We start from the raw sequence: 17,336 nt of genomic DNA, 5'->3' as shown, positions 1-17,336 counted from the left end.
GCACGCCTTGGTGACCGTCCGAAACGGCGATCGGCAGCCGCTTGCCGCGGTGACGCTGAGGCAAGGATGCTTCGAGCTTGATGCAAGTCAATGGCACGGACCAGGCATGCTCGGCATTCCAACTGGCAACGTCCATTTCGCGAATGCGCCGGCACGTTTGCTGGGTGCGCCGGAATTCTATTTGCAGCGGCCGGGTTTTTGGCATGGCGGGGCGGGCATCGCGGCCTGCTGGTATGGCGCCGCCGCAGCCATTGCCGAGCATGTCCGCCGCTCGCCACGAGTGGCAAACAATCCTTTTGCCGCAGCACACCTGGGCGCCATCGACGAACGGCTGACGGGTGCACGGCTGATGCTGCAGGACCTGGCCAAAACGATCGACGACGCTCCAACCCAAAGCCATCAACTGCCTGTCATTCGGTTACGTAGCGTGATGGACCGCGTCAGCCGGGACGTGATCGAACGCGCCGCCTTGGCCCTGGGGCCTGCCTCGCTGTGCTGCGATGCCGCGCACGCGCAACGGTGCGCCGACCTGGCTGCCTTCATCCGCCAATCCCACGGGGAAAAAGACGAGCAGTGGCTGGGGGAACAACTGCATGCACGCGAGGTCAACCCATGGCGGCTGTGAGGGGCGAGCAGATCGCAGGGCAAGGCATCAGCGAACAGCGCTGGCGTGCATCGAGCCAGTTGAATGCGCTGCTCACCAGCAGCCTCGACCAGCTACTGGGCACCGCCACACGTGTCGTGGTGGTTTCCCCGCATCCGGATGACGAGGTGCTGGGGTGTGGCGGGCTGCTTGCGATGGCGATCGCATCGGGAAGGCAGGTCCTGATCATCTCCGTGACCGATGGCGAAGCCGCCTATCCGCAGGACGACGCATGGCCGCCCGCGCGGCTGGCAGCTGCGCGTCGTGAGGAGTTGCGTGACGCGCTGGCGTGCCTGGGTATCGATCCCTCCAGCATCGTCAGGCTGGATGCGGGAGATGGCCAGGTACGTGCCGGAATTGACGCACTTGGTACACGGCTGGCCGACCTGCTGCAACCACGCGACGTGGTGCTGGTGACGTATGCGCGCGATGGCCACCCCGATCACGAAGCCTGCGCAGATGCAGCGAGTGCCGCAGTTGCACGATGCGGAGCGCGGTTGATCCAGTTTCCGATATGGGCATGGCATTGGGACGACCCCGACCACAGTCAGATGCTGGCATCGGCCACGCGTCTGGTGCTTTCTGCCGATGCTCACGTTGCAAAGCTGCAGGCGATGTCCGCGTTCAAGACGCAGACCGGTCACGTCACGCCTGCGCTGCGCAACCCCATCCTTCCCGACTGGGCGCTGGCGAGGTTTCGGCGCGACTTCGAGGTCTATCTCCCATGAACGCCCAGGCCAACGCCGATTATTTCGACAGCATCTACCAGCAGCAAGATCCCTTCGGCTATGGGACACGTTGGTACGAAAAACGCAAACGCGACATCCTGCTGGCAACCTTGCCTCGGCAGGGATTTGCACGGGGATGGGAGCTGGGGTGTTCCAACGGCGAAGCAACCTGTGGGCTCGCTGCCCGCTGCGAGCGCTTGCTGGCAACCGATATCTCCGCCGCCGCGGTACACCACGCCAAGCAACGCGTGGGGGAGCGCAGCAATGTCGAAATCGTGCAGGCTTGCCATCCGCAGCACTGGCCGGTGGGAAGTTTCGATCTGATCGTGCTGAGCGAGATCGGCTACTACCTCGCCGCCTCCGAACTCGACGAGCTGATCGAGCGTCTGCAGCAGGCGCTTACGCCGGAGGGACTGCTGGTGGCCTGCCACTGGAAGCATCCTTTCGAACAGGCACAGCAAGATGGCATCGCGGTCCATGCCTGTATTGCCCGACGGCTCACCTTGCCGCTGAGTTATCGCTATGAAGACAGCGATTTTCTGCTGGAAGCGTGGACCGCGCAGCCATTGTCGGTAGCACAGCACGAAGGCTTGCGATGATCGCCGTCATCATTCCGGCACATAACGAGGCCGAGTGCATGGCCGCCTGCCTTGCATCGGTGTTTCTCGCCGCATCGCACCCCGAACTGCACGAGGCTGTGGAGGTGATCGTCGCGGTGGACCGTTGCACGGATGCAACAGCAGAGCTGGCACTGGCGTTGGGCGCGCACGTGATCGACGTACCCGTGCCCGGCGGCGTCGGCATCGCACGGGCCGCCGCGGCCTCAAAGGCCATTGCACTGGGCGCCGATTGGCTGGCCGTGACCGACGCTGATTCGCGCGTCCCGGCCGATTGGCTGGTGGAACAGCGCAGGGCCGACGCGGACGTGTTCTGCGGTGTCGTGCAGGTGGAGGACTGGCTGGACTATTCCGATGAAGTGCGTTGCAGGTTCGAACAGACCCAGGCAACTGGGCAAGGTCATGGCCGCATTCACGGCGCCAACCTCGGTGTGAGCACCGCCCTCTATCAACAATGCGGTGGGTTCTCTGCGTTGACCTGCAGCGAAGACGTTGCGCTGGTCCACGCGCTGCAGGCGATCAACGCGTCAATCGCCTGGTCGCCACGCTCGGTGGTGTGGACCAGTGCCCGCAGGCAGGCACGGGCAATTGGCGGATTCTCGGATTTTTTGAAGCAGCTGGAAGCCTCGACCTGCGTGCCTGCGTAGTCGGTAACGCAACGCTTTGGGCCGTCTTTGCAAGATGTCATGGCCATGCCGCATGTCTTCGATTCGCCAAGCAGATGCGCTTTAGCTAAAACGTGTCTTCGCTTCAACGACTGCAGGGCTACGGCCTGGCAAGACCAGCGACTTGAAGAGCATCCGCGGCATCGCCGCAGTCGAACCACGGCATGTCGCGGCCCAGCGCCTGACACCTGCTGACCGGCTGTCGACCTCATCTGCACGGGGCGTGGACGAAGCGTACGCCACCATGCCGAACCGACTCACAAGGTGCGACATGGCCAAGCCAACGCTGTTCTTCCTGCATGCGCTCGGCGCCAGCCGACAGGAGTGGAGCCATGTCATCGCGCAGTTGGGTAGCCGCTTCGACTGTATTGCCCTGGACATCCCAGGATTCGGCGATGCACCTGCGCTGGACCACTTCGACACGAACGCGCTTGTTGACTGGTTTAGCGCTGAAGTCATCAGGCGGCAACCAGCATGCTGGTTTGCAGTGGGGCATAGCATGGGCGGAAAGATCGCTACCTTGACGGCGGCCCGGGCACGCGACGGTGTGGCGGGCCTTGCCGGGCTGGCTGGCGTGGTGCTGGTTGCCGCGTCACCGCCAGCCCCCGAACCGATGCAGGAACCGCGACGGCGCACCATGCTTGCCTGGTTCGAAACAGGGCAGCCTGCGCGCGTGGAGGCAGCGCAGTTCGTGGATGCCAACTGCGCCTGCCCGCTGCCTGATGAAATCAGGGACGCTGCGATCAACGACGTTCTGCGCACCGCACCCAGTGCATGGATGGCATGGCTCACACACGGCAGTCGCGAAGACTGCACGGCGCAGACCGGATGCATCGGCGTGCCGGCACTGATTGTCGCGGGCAGCCAGGATGGTGATCTAGGTGAGGCTGCGCAGCGGCGCCTGAATGCGCCGCACTATGCGCATGCGCAGTTCGCCATCGTGGCCGACGCCGCGCATCTGATTCCCTATGAACAGCCGCAGGAACTGGCGCGGTTGATCGCAGCGCATGTAGACCGCTGCATTGAGAACTGCCTGCCTGAGGACTTCATTGCCTTGCTGAACTCCGAGCGCGTTGCGCCGCGCATGCGCAAGACCTTGCTCGCGCGGCACGCGGGGCCGCCGGCCTCGGGCGAGGGCGTGTTGAACCCGCGGCAGTTGAACGTGCTCGCCGCCGTGGCTGCACGCGTGCTGGATGGCGCGGGCGATGCGGCGCAGATTGCGCGGCGCATCGACCTGCAGCTTGCAGAAGGCACGGGAGATGGCTGGCGGTACGCAGACTTGCCAGACGATCGCCTGGCGATCGCGCTTGGCCTGGATGCACTCGATGCATTGGCCGGCGGCTTTGCCGAACAGTCGGCCAAGGACCAGGACCGCTGGCTGCAGGAGATCGCGCACTCGGTGGTGGGCAATACCTCTGCGCACGGCCTGGATGCGGGGCAATTCGCGCATTGGTTCGAGGATGTACGTGCGGATGTGGTGCGCACCTGGACCAGCCTTCCCGCCACCATGGCTGCGCTGGGCTACGACGGTTTTGCGGTCGGCAACGACACGGGCAGTGGCCCCGTCGGCTATGTAGAGACGGCAGCGGGCCGGGATGAGCACTGGCAATTGCGTGCGCCCGAGACTGCCCAATGAGCAACGCGGGTGGCCAGGACAGCGTCGATGTGGTGGTGGTCGGCAGCGGAGCGGGGGGCGGCCCGCTTGCGGCGCGGCTTGCGCAAGCCGGCGTCTCGGTTGTCGTGCTGGAAGCCGGCGCGGCATTTACGCCGGATTCGCATATTCCCGATGAGTTGACCACCGGCATCTATTGGATGGAGGAGCGTCTGAGCGGTGGGCAAACGCCCACTGCGTTCGGGCCGAACAATTCGGGCTGCGGACTGGGCGGTTCGACGTTGCATTGGGGCGCGTTCTGCCCGCGGCCGGACAAGCGCGATTTCAGCCTTCTGACCCAGACCGGGCAGGGCGCCGATTGGCCGATCCCGCACCATGAGTTGGTCGCTTACGTTCGTCGCGTGGAAACCTTCATCGGGGTCTCCGGTCCCGTGCACTACCCGTGGGACCCCGAGCGCAGCTATGTGTATCGGCCACCACAACGCAATGCGTCGGCCACGGCCATGGCGCACGGTTGCGGCGCGCTTGGCATCCGGACCACCGATGCACCCGCCGCGTTGGTCACCAGGCCGCATCAGCAGGCGCATTGGGGCCAACGTGCGGCGTGCAACAACTGTGGTGCCTGTCACCAGGGCTGCAGCAACGCCGCCAAGGTGAGCGTGGACACCACATGGCTCCCGCTGGCCAGGGCGCATGGTGCGCAATTGCGCACTGACAGCCGGGTGGTCGATCTTGAACGCGACGGCCGCGGCGCGGTGACCGCGGTGATCTACCGCCAGCATGGGCAGGAGTATCGCCAGCGCTGCAGCACCGTCTTCCTGTGCGCAGGGGGTGTGGAGACACCGCGCTTGTTGCTCAACCTGGCGCTGGCCAACTCCAGCGGGCAGGTGGGCCGCAATTTCATGGCGCATGTGGCAACCCAGGTGTGGGGCGAGTTCGACACAGACATGCGCATGAATCGCGGCTACCCGTCTTCGCTCATTAGCGAAGACATGCTGCGCCCGGCCGACGCCAACTTCATTGGCGGCTATCTGGTGCAGAGCCTGGGCGTGCAGCCGATCACGCTGGCGAACACGCTGGCGCGTGGTGCCGGCCTGTGGGGCAGGGACCTGGTCGCCACGCTGCGGCGCTACAACCGCCTGGCCGGTATCGGCATCAATGGCGAATGCCTGCCGCAGGACGCCAATCGCCTGACCTTGTCCGACGAACGGGACGCCTTCGGGCAGCGCAAGGCGCGCATCGATTTCAGTTACGGCCCCAATGAGCAGGCCATCGACGCCCATGCGCGCGCAGTGCTTGGATCGATCTGGCAAGCCGCTGGCGCCCGCAACATCTTTGCGGCTGCGCGCTCGGCCCACACGCTCGGGACCTGCCGCATGGGGACTGATCCTGCACAGGCCGTGGTCGATCCCGATGGCCGCACCTTCGACGTGCCGAACCTCTACATCTGCGACAACTCGGTGTTTCCCAGCGCACTGGCAGCCAATCCGGCACTGACCCAGATGGCACTCGCGCTGCGCACCGCAGAACGTTTCCTTGCGCGCTAGCGGTAGCTGCGCCAGCACTGCGCCATCACGTATTCAACGACCAGGAGCTCAACATGGATCTCGGAATCAAACAGCGGATCGCCCTCATCAGCGGCGGCGACTCCGGCATGGGCAAGGAGACTGCGCGCCAGCTGCTCGAAGCCGGCGTGCGCGTGGCGATCACCGATCTTCCCAATGGCACGCTCGACCAGGCAGTGGCCGAGCTGTCCGGCCTGGGCGAGATCATCGCCGTCGAAGGCGATGTGACGCAGGAACAGGATGTCGCCCACATCTGGACCCAGGTGCGCGCGCAACTGGGGGAACCGGATATCTACGTCAACGCCGCCGGCGTGACCGGCGCCACCGGCGATTTCCTGGAGGTCAGCGATGCCGGCTGGCTCGAAACGCTGGACATCAACCTGATGGGCGCGGTGCGCATGTGCCGCCAGGCCATTCCTGCCATGCGTCGCAAGCAGTGGGGGCGAATTGTGTTGTTCGCGTCCGAAGATGCAGTGCAGCCGTACGTGGATGAGTTGGCCTACTGCGCGTCCAAGGCCGGCATCCTGAGCCTGGCCAAGGGGCTGTCAAAGGCCTATGGCGCCGACAATGTGCTGGTCAACACGGTGTCGCCTGCCTTCATCGCAACACCGATGACCGACAAGATGATGCAAAAGCGCGCGCAAGAAAACGGAACCAGTGTCGAAGAAGCCATCGCCTCGTTCCTGGATGAAGAACGCCCGGGCATGGTGCTGAAGCGGCGCGGCCGGCCAGAGGAAGTGGCGTCCGTCGTCGCATTCCTGTGCTCGGAGCGCGCCAGTTTCATCAACGGCGCCGGCGTGCGCGTGGACTCGGGCTCGGTATTCACCATCGCCGGCTGAGGCGGGCGGCGCTGTGCAGCGGCAAGCACGTGCATTGCCCAACCGTCCTGCTGCATGTCTTATCCAAGCAAATCCCCGTGCAATTGGCGAGGGCGGGGCAGATCGTCGGTGGCCGCTCTCGAACCGATGGTGGAGCTGCGTGGGGCTGTCAGATGAGACGACAACCGGTCAGATCACCCGCCACAACATGTAGCCCGCAGTGAGGAAGATCAGGCATGCAAATGCGCTATTGAGCAATCCCCGATGCCCGGCTAGCGCCGCTGCAGCATGTGCTCCCGCCATGCCACCTACGCTGCCGGCAACGATGAACGCGGCAGCCAGTGGCCAGTTCACCAACCCGGAGTACGCGTAGTTCACCGCGGTGGTCAGACCGAAGGCAGACACCGCCACCAGCGAGCCGCCTACCGCGGCCAACATTGGCATCCCGGTGGCGGTCATCAAGCCCGGCACGATCAGGAAACCGCCGCCGATGCCGAAGAAGGGGTTCAGCCGACATACGTGTAAAAATGGCTCACAAGATTAGATTTAGTTCGTTGCATCAGTGAGTTAGCTGATTTTTTTGCGCAACAAAGCTACGCTACCAACGCCAGTTCAATCTCGTACGGTTCTGGGATTGCCTCCACGTCAATTAGGTAGTCCCCGAACCGCTTCACATGACTGGTCACATACGGGCTGAGGAAAGCCACGTCCTCCCGGGTGATCTTCCACCCCTGCCGCATCAGGGCCTTCATGATCCGGGGCTGTTCAACCACGTTGTAGAAGATGACGGCATTCGAGACCAGGTCGTTGTATTTGACGGCCTTCTCCTGCTCAACGGGGTCATTGTCGGCAATCACCCCTTCCCCGCCGAAGAAGAAGTACTTCGCGAAGCCGTTGTAGGCCTCCACCTTGTTGGTCGAAGCGGTGATCTGCTCGCGCAGCTCGCGGTTGGAGATGTACTGCAGCAGGAACAACGTGCGCACGGCCGAGCCGAGCGCCTTGAAGGCCTGGTACAGCCGGTTCTTGCGGCTGTAGTTGCCCAGCTTACGTAGCAGCGTCGAGGCCGCGATCTTGCCGGTCTTGATCGAGAGCACGACCTGCATCAGGTCTTTCCAGTGGGTCTCGATCAGATCCCAGTCGACAGTGTCCCGGAACAGCGCGTCGATGTGTTCGTAGCGAATGTCCCCGTCGGGGCGGAAGAACTTGTATTCGCGCCAGTTGCGGATGCGCGGCATCAGTTGGATGCCTAAAAGATGCGAAAGGCCGAAGACCGGCAGCGACTGTCCCTGCGTGTCGGCGTGGACGGTGTCCGGCTGGATGTCGGAGGTGTTCTTCAGCAGGCCATCAATGATGTAGACCGCTTCCCAGACACCGCACGGAATGAAGTGACTAAACAGCGCGACGTACGTATCGGACACGTGATGATAGGCAATGCCGCCGTAGCCACCATAGCGGATGTGGTACGAGGCGAGAAGATTCTGGTCGTAGAGGTCGTACTTGGTGCCGTCGGCGGCCGCGCTCTTGCCATCGCCCCAGCATTTGGGGAGCTGCAGGCCGGCGTAGCTGTTGATGATGTCCCGACAGGCCGCCGCCAGTTTGTTGGCATCCACGTGCCGGCGGTTGACGAACGACAGCATGTGCGCCGAGACGGCACCACGCAGGTGCCGGGCAGCCTGGGCCGGTCCGAGGTTGCATCCGTAGGTAAAGGCAGTGAGGACATAACGCTCCGTCGGTTGTTCGATTTTGGTGTCCGAACCGGATAGAGGACCGAAGTGCCGGGTCCAGCGCGTCCAATGAGCCACATCGCACAGGATCTCGATGACGCTGCGTTCGGGCATGCGGTCTAGGATGGCGGTTTCCAGGGCGCGGGCCCCGCTGCTCATCTCCTTGGCCTTGCTGCGCTTGAGCACCGGGATGCCATCCTCGCCGATGACGACTTGGCCATTCTCCAAATAGCCTTGATCGGTCAGCTCGGCGACCTGCATCAGGCGCGATTGCAACGCGTTGACGAAGCCCACGGCCGTGGCCGGCAGCCCCACCTGCTTGCAGTAATCCTCCAACATAGGCTCGCACTGCTCCCACGGCAGCAACTGTTCGCGGTAGTCGGCGTAGGTTTCCGAACCGCGCACAGCCACGTCGCCCGATTTCAGTTCGTTGGCCAGCGACGAGAACACACAGACCTCGAACAGGCGCCGGTGGATGCGCTCTTCACCCTGTTCGGTGCGATGGACGATGGTCTTGCGCCAGAGTTGGGTGGTGAACGCCAGGTCGACCGGTTCGTCCAACCAATCGCCGCGGGTCCGTTCCTGGGTCAGGATCAGCTCGATCGCGTCGATCAGCGAGCGGTCCTCTGTGGTCGAGGCCAAGTCCAGCATGGGTCAGGATCAGCTCGATCGCGTCGATCAGCGAGCGGTCCTCTGTGGTCGAGGCCAAGTCCAGCATACGCACCATCCGTAGGATGGTAGCGCGATGACTTTTGTAGAATGGCCAAAGCAACGGCAAGTAGTTGTCGCCACTATGCGCCGCAATGGCGTTGCAGTCAGCCTGCAAAGGCTGCACGCCGCCGTGGGCGTTGACCAGGCGGCGGATTTCGCGGCCTGCCTCCGTGTCGCCTGGATGATGCTCGAGGACGCGGACTACATCCGACATAGTCGCCACGATCGCTTCGGTCTTCTCGCGATAGCGCGCCCTCAGCCGCTCCAGTTCCTCACGCCCCCGGTTGTGGATGTTCCCCATGCGCTTGATGAACATCTCCGCGAGGTCGTCGCGCGTTTGGACCCGGGCCCGATGGATCAAACACACCAGTACGGCGTAGCGCTTGTACGGCGTAGCGCTTGGCAGGCCGAAACTTACGCAGCTCGGAAGCATCCAATGCTCGCGCCTCTGCGGCGAAGTGCTTGCGCTTGATCTCAGGGATGCCCGCGAGATGCAACTCGCTGCCGACCAACTCGCCCAGTTCGCCGATATGGTCGATCAACTCCTGGAAATGCTGCAACGAAGAGCGCTTGGGCAGGCGCTTGATCGCATGTAGTGGGCTCTTCTGGCGTCCCTCTTCGACCTGCAGGAGGGCTTCAAGGCGCTGTTTTTCGTCGACGGTTAATTGAGCCTCGATCTGTGCGAAATAGCGCCCGTTAACCAGCGTACGAATGCGCCGAGTCAGGCGATCCAGCGTGGAGAACGCCGGCAGCTCAACGCGATCGCGTACGAGATGTTCGATGGCCACGTTGATCAGATCCGCCGGGTTATCCATCACCGCGGCGGCCTCGTATACCGCGCGTGCCGTAATCTTCAACCCGCCGTCGCTGTATGCCCGGACCTGCAGGAATTGCCGGATGCGGCGGTAGTAGCGATAGCGCGAGGCGTTGCCAAGACTCACTGGCTTGACCTGCACGCGTAGTTTCAACGCGCCACGGATGTGACGCACCACCGCCGGCGGCACTTCGTCCAGCAAAGGGAAGTACCCCAGCCGTTGGAAAGTCTTGAGCAGGATCGTCAGCGTCAGGCGGTGCGCAGGCTGCCGGGTGTGCTCGGCAACGAAGGCCACCTCAGCGTCGGTTGGGGTGTAGGCCGCAACCAGCTCGCGGACGACCGGATTTCGTTTGAATTGCGGGTATGCAGTTCGTTCGATCGATGCCATCCAGCACCCTCAGGTCGTTGCAGGCCTTGGCAGCGCGGACGTTCCCGGCAGACTGGCTTCGATGCGCTGGCGAGCGAATGGATCGCCTCCATCGATGTAGCGCATCGCCGAATGCACGTCGCGCCAGCCGACGTACTCCATCAATGCCTTCACGTCCCATCCATTGGCGTTGGCCCAACCGGCGAAACCTCGGCGCAACGAGTGGCCGCTGTACTCTTGGGCATCCGGCAGGCCAGCGCACGTCAGCAACCGACGCAGCAGGGGGATCAGGCTGTTGGGGTGCAGCGCCTCGTCCGCGATGTGGCCCCAACGGTCGATGCCGCGGAACAGCGGCCCCTCGCTCAGCCCGGCGGCGGCGATCCATTCCCACGTCGCGGTCACCGGGCACAGTCGCGACAGCGCAGGCACCTTATACGTATTGCCCTGCGCCCGCCTATCGCCCTTGCTGCGCGGGAGAAAACAGGTCATGCCTTCACCCGTAACCAGGCGCAGGTGCTCGACCTGCACGCGGATCAGTTCGTCCCCGCGGAAGCCGCGCCAGAATCCAAGAAGCACCAAGGCGCGGTCCCGCCGGCGGCGTAATGCATCGGCGTGATCGCCACGCTCCTGTGCCGCAGTGATCGCACCGGCGAGCCAACCATCCACCTGGGCCAATCGAGTCAATTGCAGCGGTTCTGCCTGCTTCTCCACCGACGGATGCAGGGTCTGGATGCCCTTGAGCACCTTGCGTACCAGCGGCGCCCGGGTCGGATCCACGAATCCGTGTTCGCGGTGCCAACCCGCCAGCGCTGCGAGCCGGTGTCGGAGTGTGTTGGTGGCCAACTGGCCCGCGTGGTCGGCCAGGTAGCGGGCGACGCTGTCCGGCGTCGCCGGTAGGTGGCCGCCCCATTCAACCTCGATATGCCGAAGTGCAGAGGCGTAACTGCGGTGCGTGTTCGCACGGGTGGCGGCTTCGAGGTAGTGCTCCAAATCGGCCATTGGCGTTGGGAGATGAGTTACGGGTTCGCTTTCCGGTACTGCCTCAGTTCACCCTCTATCGAGCGAACCTGATCGTAGCCCAGTTGCTGGAGCGCGTCGGCCGCCAGTGCGCCTTGGTTACCGCCGCCGCAGTAGCAGATGATCGGACTGGGCTTGTCCGGTGAAAGGAGAGAAACCGCATCTTTTAAGTGGTCACGGCTGCAGATCTGGGCGTCCTCGATGTGCCCGGCCTCGTACTCATCCCATTCCCGCACGTCAAGCAGCACGGCGCCGTCAGCCACTAGCTGCTTCGCTTTGCCGGGTGATACCGCGGTAATGCGGATCCGTGCATCTGTTGCGGCACGCAAGAACTCATCGGTGTGTGACAGGGACATGCCGGTCTCCGTGGGGTGAGCTTTACGACTGCACACCAATTTTACATGCGTAGACGATCTGCTGATCCTTTCCAAAGCGCATGTCCGTGCGCCTGCTGCCACCATACCTCGGTCGACCTGGACCTGTTGCACGCTGCTATCGTTCCAATGCTGGCGGACCAGTTCGACATCCATCAGACATGCTTTGATTCAACCATCGGGACCGCCGCCTATGGGGCACCATTTGAGGGAAAAGATGATCGCCGCGCTATATGCCAGCGTCGTCAACCCGCGAGCGGCAGCCAGATCCAGAGCGCGATGAGCGTGGCCAACAGGACGGGGGGCGTGAGGATGAGCCCCACCTTCATGTACTGGCCCCACGTGATCCGCTGACCCTTGCCGGCAAGAACGTGCAGCCACAGAAGGGTCGCGAGCGAGCCGATCGGGGTTAGCTTGGGGCCAAGATCGTTGCCCACGACGTTGGCATAGATCATCAGTTCACGGGTGGCGGTAGGAACGTGCGCCCCGTCGATGGCAAGCGCGCCGACCAGCGTTGCGGGCATGTTGTTCATGACCGAGGCAAGCGCGGCCACCGCGAAGCCAGTGCCCACCGTGGCCACGAAGGTCCCCTGCGCCGCCAGCCACTCCAGGACAGCGCTCGCCGCGCCGGTCAGCCAGGCATTGCCCAGGCCGTAGACCACCAGATACATGCCAACCGAGAACAGCACGATCTGCCAGGGCGCGCCGCGCAAGATCTTGGTCAAGGCCATGGTAGCGCCACGGCCGCCTGTCGCCCAGCGGCCCGCAATCGCCATCAACACCAGCGCGGCCGCACCCGTCACCAAGGCGATGGGCACGCCTAGCGGTCCGGTCACAAAGTACGCAACGAGCAGCAATGCGAGAAGGGGCAAGGCGGCGCGGAAGACCGCCGTGTCGCGGATCACTTGGCGCGGCGCTTCGAGATCCTCGACAGGATAGGCGCGGGGAATGTCGTGCCGAAACCAAAGCCACAGGACAATCAGCGTCGCTCCGACCGACACCAGGTTCACCGGCACCATGACCGCTGCGTAGCGCCCGAACGACACGTCAAAGAAGTTCGCTGTGACGATGTTGACCAGATTGGAGACCACGAGCGGCAGGCTTGCCGTGTCAGCGATGAAGCCGCAGGCCACAGTAAACGCCAGCGCTCCAGCGGGCGGGAAATTCAAGCGCAGCAGGATGGCCAGGACGATCGGCGTCAGCAGAAGGGCCGCGCCGTCGTTGGCGAACACTGCAGCGATCGATGCGCCCAGCAGGACGATCAGCGGAAAGAGCTTTCGACCATTGCCGCCGCCCCAGCGGGCCACATGCAGGGCCGCCCATGCGAAGAAGCCGGCCGCGTCCAGGATGAGCGAGATGATGATGAGTGCGACGAAGGTGAAGGTCGCATCCCAGACGATCCCCCAGACCGTACCAACATCGTTCCACCCGACAACGCCGGTGGCCAGAGCCACCGCGGCGCCGGCCATTGCCGACCAGCCTATGCCGAGTCCGCGCGGCTGCCAGCTGACGAACACAAGGGTGACGATGAAGATCGCGAGGGCAAGCATGCAGCGCTCCGGCAGGGGTTAGATGGAGCGCTGATTCACGCGCTTGGACAGTTCTTCGGCGTTCTCGACGCGCTCGGAATAGCGATCGGTCAGGTGCGCCGAGCGGCCACGCACGAGCCACGTGAATTTCACCAGCTCCTCGCAGACGTCGGCGACCCGCTGGTAGTAGGCCGACGGCTTCATGCGTCCCGCCTCATCGAATTCCTGGAACGCCTTGGCCACGGACGATTGATTCGGGATCGTGACCATGCGCATCCACCGGCCGAGCACGCGCAGCTGGTTCACCGCGTTGAAGCTTTGCGAGCCGCCGGAGACCTGCATCACCGCCAGGGTCTTGCCTTGCGTCGGGCGCTTGGCACCATCGGCCAGAGGTATCCAGTCGATCTGCGCCTTCATGATCCCGGTCATGGCGCCGTGGCGCTCCGGGCTGACCCAGACCATGCCTTCCGACCAATAGGCCAGTTCGCGCAGCTCGCTCACCTTCGGATGATCTGGAGCGGCCCCGTCGGGCAGCGGCAAGTCGTGCGGATCGAAGATCCGCACGTCGCAGCCGTACCAGCGCAGCAGCCTTCCAGCTTCTTCGGCCAGCAACCGCGAATAGGAGCGCTCCCGCAGCGAGCCGTAGAGGATGAGGATGCGGGGCGGGTGTCTTGGATCGCCGGGCGCCGCCAGTGCGTCGACGTCGATCGGCGTGAGTTGCGTCAGGTCGATGCTCGGTAGATCCATGGCAATGCGATCGATCACGTTGATGCTCCGCCTGTCGTCACGGTCTCGCCGTCTTCCTTGGTGAAGGAGGCGACTGGGCTGTCCAGCAGCGCAAGCACCTTCTCCGATGGCCGGCACAGCGCCACGCCCCGGTCGGAAACGACGATGGGACGGTTGATGAGGATGGGGTACGCCATCATCGCGTCCACCAGCTGCTCGTCCGTGAGCGCGGGATTGTCCAAGCCCAGCTCCACGTAGGGCGTTCCCTTCTGGCGCAAGAGAGCGCGAGGCGCGATGCCCATCGCGGCGATCAGCTCGATCAGCTTTTCGCGCGCCGGCGGCGTCTGCAGGTACTCGATGACCTCAGGATCTTCGCCGGACTGGCGCATCATTTCCAGGGTATTTCGGGACGTGCCGCAGGCAGGGTTATGGTAGATCGTCAATGCCATGATGATTTCCTCAAGCCACGTCGGGTCGAGGCGACGTGGTGCCCTCGAACTGGCCGATTTCGCCTACCTGCGCCGTCAAGGTCGCTCGCGACAGCGTGTGGATCGGTAGCGCGACGAACGCCTTGATGCGGTTCTCCATGTACATCAGCGCCTGCCGGAATGCGGCGCGCTGCCACATGTCCCCGCGCGTTTCGTGGCTAGGGTCCTCTATGCCCCAGTGCCCGGTGACCGGCTGTCCTGGCCACAACGGGCAGGCCTCGCCGGCCGCCTGGTCGCAGACGGTGAACACGAAATCCATACGCGGGGCATCCGGCACGGCGAACTCGTCCCATGCCTTGGAGCGCAGGCCCTCGACTGGGTAGTCAGCCTGACGCAGCGTCTCGATCGCCAGCGGGTGGACCTCCCCCTTGGGATGGCTGCCGGCAGAGAACGCATTGAAGCGGCCATCGCCGATCTTGCGGAGGACGCTCTCGGCGAGGATTGACCGGGCGGAATTGCCGGTGCACAGGAACACGACATTGAAAGGCTGAGGCAGGCTCATGCGCAGGTCTCCGCAGTGCAAGGAGTGATGGAATTGAAGAGAGAGCCGCAGATCTCCGGATTTCCGGAGCAGCAATCCTCTGTGAGAAACGCAAGAAGCTGGCGCATGTCCTCGTAGCTCGCGGCGTACAGGACACGCCGCCCGTCGCGCCAGGAGCGCAGCAGGCTCGCGCGCTCCAGGGTCGCAAGGTGGAAGCTCATGCGCGTTGGCGGAATCGCAAGCGCTTCGGCGATTTCGCCCGATGGCATGCCATTGGGACCGGCGCGAACGAGCATCCGGAACGCGGCCAGGCGGTCGGAGTGTGCGAGGGCGGCGAGCGCTGAGACGGCGGACTCATCTTTCATTCGTCCATTCTACAAATATCCTTGTAGGATGCAAGAATAGAGGGCAATTCGGCGTCGATCAGGTCATGCCTGGCCTCGAAGATCCAGGGCCGGCGCCCCTTATCGACGCCCGTTGAGAAAAATGTGAGCGCTGCTTATGCGTTTGCGCTGCTAGGCGCGTAGAGCTGATGACCCGGCAGCGCGCACGCGCCGGCATAGACAAACGCCATGCTTTGCCGCGCCCGGGTGAAGGCCACATAGTATTTTGGTGGTGCGGTGATGCGTGACGCATCTGCCGTGCGCAGGTACTGCGTCAACGGCCCGTTGGGGAAGATCAGGACCCGGCTATACGTGCGGCCCTTGGACTGGCCGAAGTTCACCGCAAGCAGTCCGTCGCACGCCTGCCGCCGGTCATACCGAAGCACGGTTGGAGCAAATTCCTGCATATACGCAGCGACCTGCCCGGGAGCGACGAGATAGATGCCATCGTGCCCCGTGACCTCGCCGTTGCTTGACTTGGTCCGTGGCATCTGCGGATAGAGCGCATCGGCCAAATCGCAGAGGGCCTGAACGCAGCGCAGGCTGATGAGGCGGTGATCGAGCTGGCATAAGCCGTCCGACTCCCAAACCTGGAACAAGGCTGCCAGATTTGGCCCGCGATACTGGCTGTGCCTTGATGCGTAGTTGGTCGCGTAGGTCGCCTGGCGTGTATCGCCTACCAAGGTGATGGCGATATCGCTCTTCAACAGCCGCTCGACCAGGTCCAGGTCGTAGCCGGCGAGGTCCTGGACTTCGTCGATGTACAACTCGTCGTACATGTCCGCCAGGCGCGCCATAACCTGGCCCTGGGTCAGCTCATCACAGCGCACAGCAACGACGTCCCCCCGCTCTGAGTAGCGGCCGGGTTTAGAGTCCGGGGTTGATGATATCGGTGTTGGCCAGCTGTTGGGCATACGCAGATGGCGTCATGCCGCCAATGGCCTTCTTGGGTCGCTCCTCGTTGTATTCGCGTCGCCAGCGTTCGATCTCGGTACGCGCATGCAGCAGGGTTGGGAACCAGTGCTCGTTGAGGCATTCGTCGCGCAGCCGGCCATTGAACGATTCGACGTAGGCGTTCTGGTTTGGCTTGCCAGGCTGGATCAGCCGTAACTGCACGCCACGCGCATGTGCCCAGGCCACCATCGCTTTGCCGCAAAACTCCTTGCCGTTATCTGTGCGGATCACCTGTGGCAAGCCGCGACTGTGCGCCAGCCGATCCAGCACGCGTGTCACGCCATGGCCCGAGATTGCGCGCTCCACCTCGATGGCGATCGCTTCGTGGGTTGCATCGTCCACGATCACCAGACACTTGATCACTCGGCCTTCGGCGCTGCGGTCGAACACGAAATCCATCGACCACACCTGATTGGCCTGCGATGGCCGCAGCAGCGGCTGACGCTCTCCTATCAGCACCTTTTTGCGCTTGCGGCGCCGGACCTGCAGCTGCTGCTCGCGGTACAACCGCTCCACACGCTTGTAGTTCACGATGCGTCCTTCCTGTCGTAATTTGAGATAGATCATCCCCACACCATAACGGCGATGGCGATGCGCCAACGCACAGATGCGTTCGCGCAGTTCGACGTTGCGATCTTCGCGCGGGCAATATCGCAGCGCACTGGCGCTCATGCCGATCACTGCCAACGCACGACGCTCGCTGGCACCACGCCCGATCCACTCGCGCACCAGCATGCGACGCGCCGGTGCGCTCACCACTTTTTTCGCAGTGCATCCTTGATCAGGTCGTTCTCGAACAGCTGCTCGGCCAGCAACTTCTTCAGCCGCGCGTTCTCGGACTCAAGGTCCTTGAGCCGCTTGGCATCGGGCACGCTCATCCCGCCGAACTTGCTGCGCCACAGATAATAGGAAGCCTCGCTGAAGCCATGCCGCCGGCACAGGTCCTTGATCGCCACACCGGCATCAGCTTCGCGCAGGAAGCCGATGATCTGTTCTTCAGAAAAACGCTTCTTCACGTCCAATCTCCTCGAGTTAGGGAATTGGACTCCAAACTGAGGTGCTACTCAAAATCGGGGGGGCGTCGGTGCTATGCCAGCATGTCGCCTACCGGCAGATTTAC

15 protein-coding genes and 3 pseudogenes are annotated in these 17,336 nt (G+C 63.5%); 7 read left to right on the top strand and 11 right to left on the bottom strand.

Features of this window, described 5'->3' with window-relative positions:
- Positions 1-106 precede the first annotated feature (106 nt).
- From ACDH77_RS10515 to ACDH77_RS10485, 7 genes are all read left to right on the top strand, one after another.
- On the top strand, positions 107-625 hold the full coding sequence (locus tag ACDH77_RS10515; RefSeq protein WP_218488472.1) for an acyl-CoA dehydrogenase family protein: 519 nt from the start codon (positions 107-109) through the stop codon (positions 623-625).
- Positions 613-1,371, top strand: a complete 759-nt coding sequence (locus ACDH77_RS10510) for a PIG-L deacetylase family protein (RefSeq protein ID WP_029819476.1) — start codon at positions 613-615, stop codon at positions 1,369-1,371. Before ACDH77_RS10515 ends, ACDH77_RS10510 begins: the two co-directional genes overlap by 13 nt.
- Positions 1,368-1,970, top strand: coding sequence for a class I SAM-dependent DNA methyltransferase (locus tag ACDH77_RS10505; RefSeq protein ID WP_031422798.1), 603 nt, complete (start codon positions 1,368-1,370; stop codon positions 1,968-1,970). Before ACDH77_RS10510 ends, ACDH77_RS10505 begins: the two co-directional genes overlap by 4 nt.
- Entirely contained in the window at positions 1,967-2,635 is a 669-nt protein-coding gene (locus ACDH77_RS10500; RefSeq protein WP_031422796.1) for a glycosyltransferase, read from the top strand. Before ACDH77_RS10505 ends, ACDH77_RS10500 begins: the two co-directional genes overlap by 4 nt.
- Before the next feature lie 289 nt (positions 2,636-2,924).
- Entirely contained in the window at positions 2,925-4,289 is a 1,365-nt protein-coding gene (locus ACDH77_RS10495) for an alpha/beta fold hydrolase (protein WP_372353873.1), read from the top strand.
- Positions 4,286-5,812, top strand: a complete 1,527-nt coding sequence (locus ACDH77_RS10490) for a GMC family oxidoreductase (protein WP_372353872.1) — start codon at positions 4,286-4,288, stop codon at positions 5,810-5,812. The genes ACDH77_RS10495 and ACDH77_RS10490 overlap by 4 nt, the downstream gene beginning before the upstream one ends.
- A 53-nt stretch (positions 5,813-5,865) precedes the next feature.
- Positions 5,866-6,669, top strand: a complete 804-nt coding sequence (locus ACDH77_RS10485; protein ID WP_057681763.1) for an SDR family NAD(P)-dependent oxidoreductase — start codon at positions 5,866-5,868, stop codon at positions 6,667-6,669.
- A 168-nt stretch (positions 6,670-6,837) separates the two neighbouring features.
- Here ACDH77_RS10485 and ACDH77_RS10480 read toward each other — a convergent pair.
- The 11 genes and pseudogenes from ACDH77_RS10480 to ACDH77_RS10430 all read right to left on the bottom strand — a co-directional run.
- A pseudogene (locus ACDH77_RS10480) lies at positions 6,838-7,149 on the bottom strand (TSUP family transporter); the annotation flags it as partial.
- A 92-nt stretch (positions 7,150-7,241) separates the two neighbouring features.
- A pseudogene (locus ACDH77_RS10475) lies at positions 7,242-10,285 on the bottom strand (Tn3 family transposase).
- Between the two features lie 21 nt (positions 10,286-10,306).
- Positions 10,307-11,263, bottom strand: a pseudogene (locus tag ACDH77_RS10470) (tyrosine-type recombinase/integrase); the annotation flags it as partial.
- Between the two features lie 17 nt (positions 11,264-11,280).
- Positions 11,281-11,637, bottom strand: coding sequence for a rhodanese-like domain-containing protein (locus ACDH77_RS10465; protein WP_031422787.1), 357 nt, complete (start codon positions 11,635-11,637; stop codon positions 11,281-11,283).
- Positions 11,638-11,900: 263 nt separating this feature from the next.
- Positions 11,901-13,205, bottom strand: coding sequence for an arsenic transporter (locus ACDH77_RS10460; RefSeq protein ID WP_017907773.1), 1,305 nt, complete (start codon positions 13,203-13,205; stop codon positions 11,901-11,903).
- A gap of 18 nt (positions 13,206-13,223) precedes the next feature.
- Positions 13,224-13,949: an arsenical resistance protein ArsH gene (gene arsH / locus ACDH77_RS10455; protein WP_026144155.1), complete on the bottom strand. Its 726-nt coding sequence runs from the start codon at positions 13,947-13,949 to the stop codon at positions 13,224-13,226.
- On the bottom strand, positions 13,946-14,359 hold the full coding sequence (gene arsC / locus ACDH77_RS10450) for an arsenate reductase (glutaredoxin) (protein ID WP_026144154.1): 414 nt from the start codon (positions 14,357-14,359) through the stop codon (positions 13,946-13,948). The genes arsH and arsC overlap by 4 nt, the downstream gene beginning before the upstream one ends.
- A 10-nt stretch (positions 14,360-14,369) precedes the next feature.
- On the bottom strand, positions 14,370-14,900 hold the full coding sequence (locus tag ACDH77_RS10445) for an arsenate reductase ArsC (RefSeq protein WP_218489201.1): 531 nt from the start codon (positions 14,898-14,900) through the stop codon (positions 14,370-14,372).
- A complete protein-coding gene (locus tag ACDH77_RS10440; protein ID WP_017907769.1) occupies positions 14,897-15,244 on the bottom strand; it encodes an ArsR/SmtB family transcription factor in 348 nt (115 codons plus the stop codon). Before ACDH77_RS10440 ends, ACDH77_RS10445 begins: the two co-directional genes overlap by 4 nt.
- 134 nt (positions 15,245-15,378) lie before the next feature.
- The gene (locus tag ACDH77_RS10435; protein ID WP_372371871.1) at positions 15,379-16,041 is read right to left on the bottom strand and encodes a hypothetical protein; all 663 of its coding nucleotides are present in this window, start codon (positions 16,039-16,041) and stop codon (positions 15,379-15,381) included.
- 88 nt (positions 16,042-16,129) lie between these two features.
- Positions 16,130-17,232, bottom strand: a protein-coding gene (locus ACDH77_RS10430) for an IS3 family transposase (RefSeq protein WP_094030629.1) whose coding sequence is annotated in 2 segments (ribosomal slippage) — positions 16,130-16,974 and positions 16,974-17,232 — 1,104 coding nt in all. Because the reading frame shifts where the segments join, the coding sequence is not laid out codon by codon here.
- Between the last annotated feature and the right edge of the window lie 104 nt (positions 17,233-17,336).

The sequence above is a fragment of the Xanthomonas axonopodis pv. maculifoliigardeniae genome, assembly GCF_041519315.1.
In the GTDB taxonomy this organism is placed as follows: Bacteria; Pseudomonadota; Gammaproteobacteria; order Xanthomonadales; family Xanthomonadaceae; genus Xanthomonas; species Xanthomonas euvesicatoria.
Note: the sequence above shows the minus strand (reverse complement) of the source record. Positions and strands in the feature narration are given on the sequence as shown.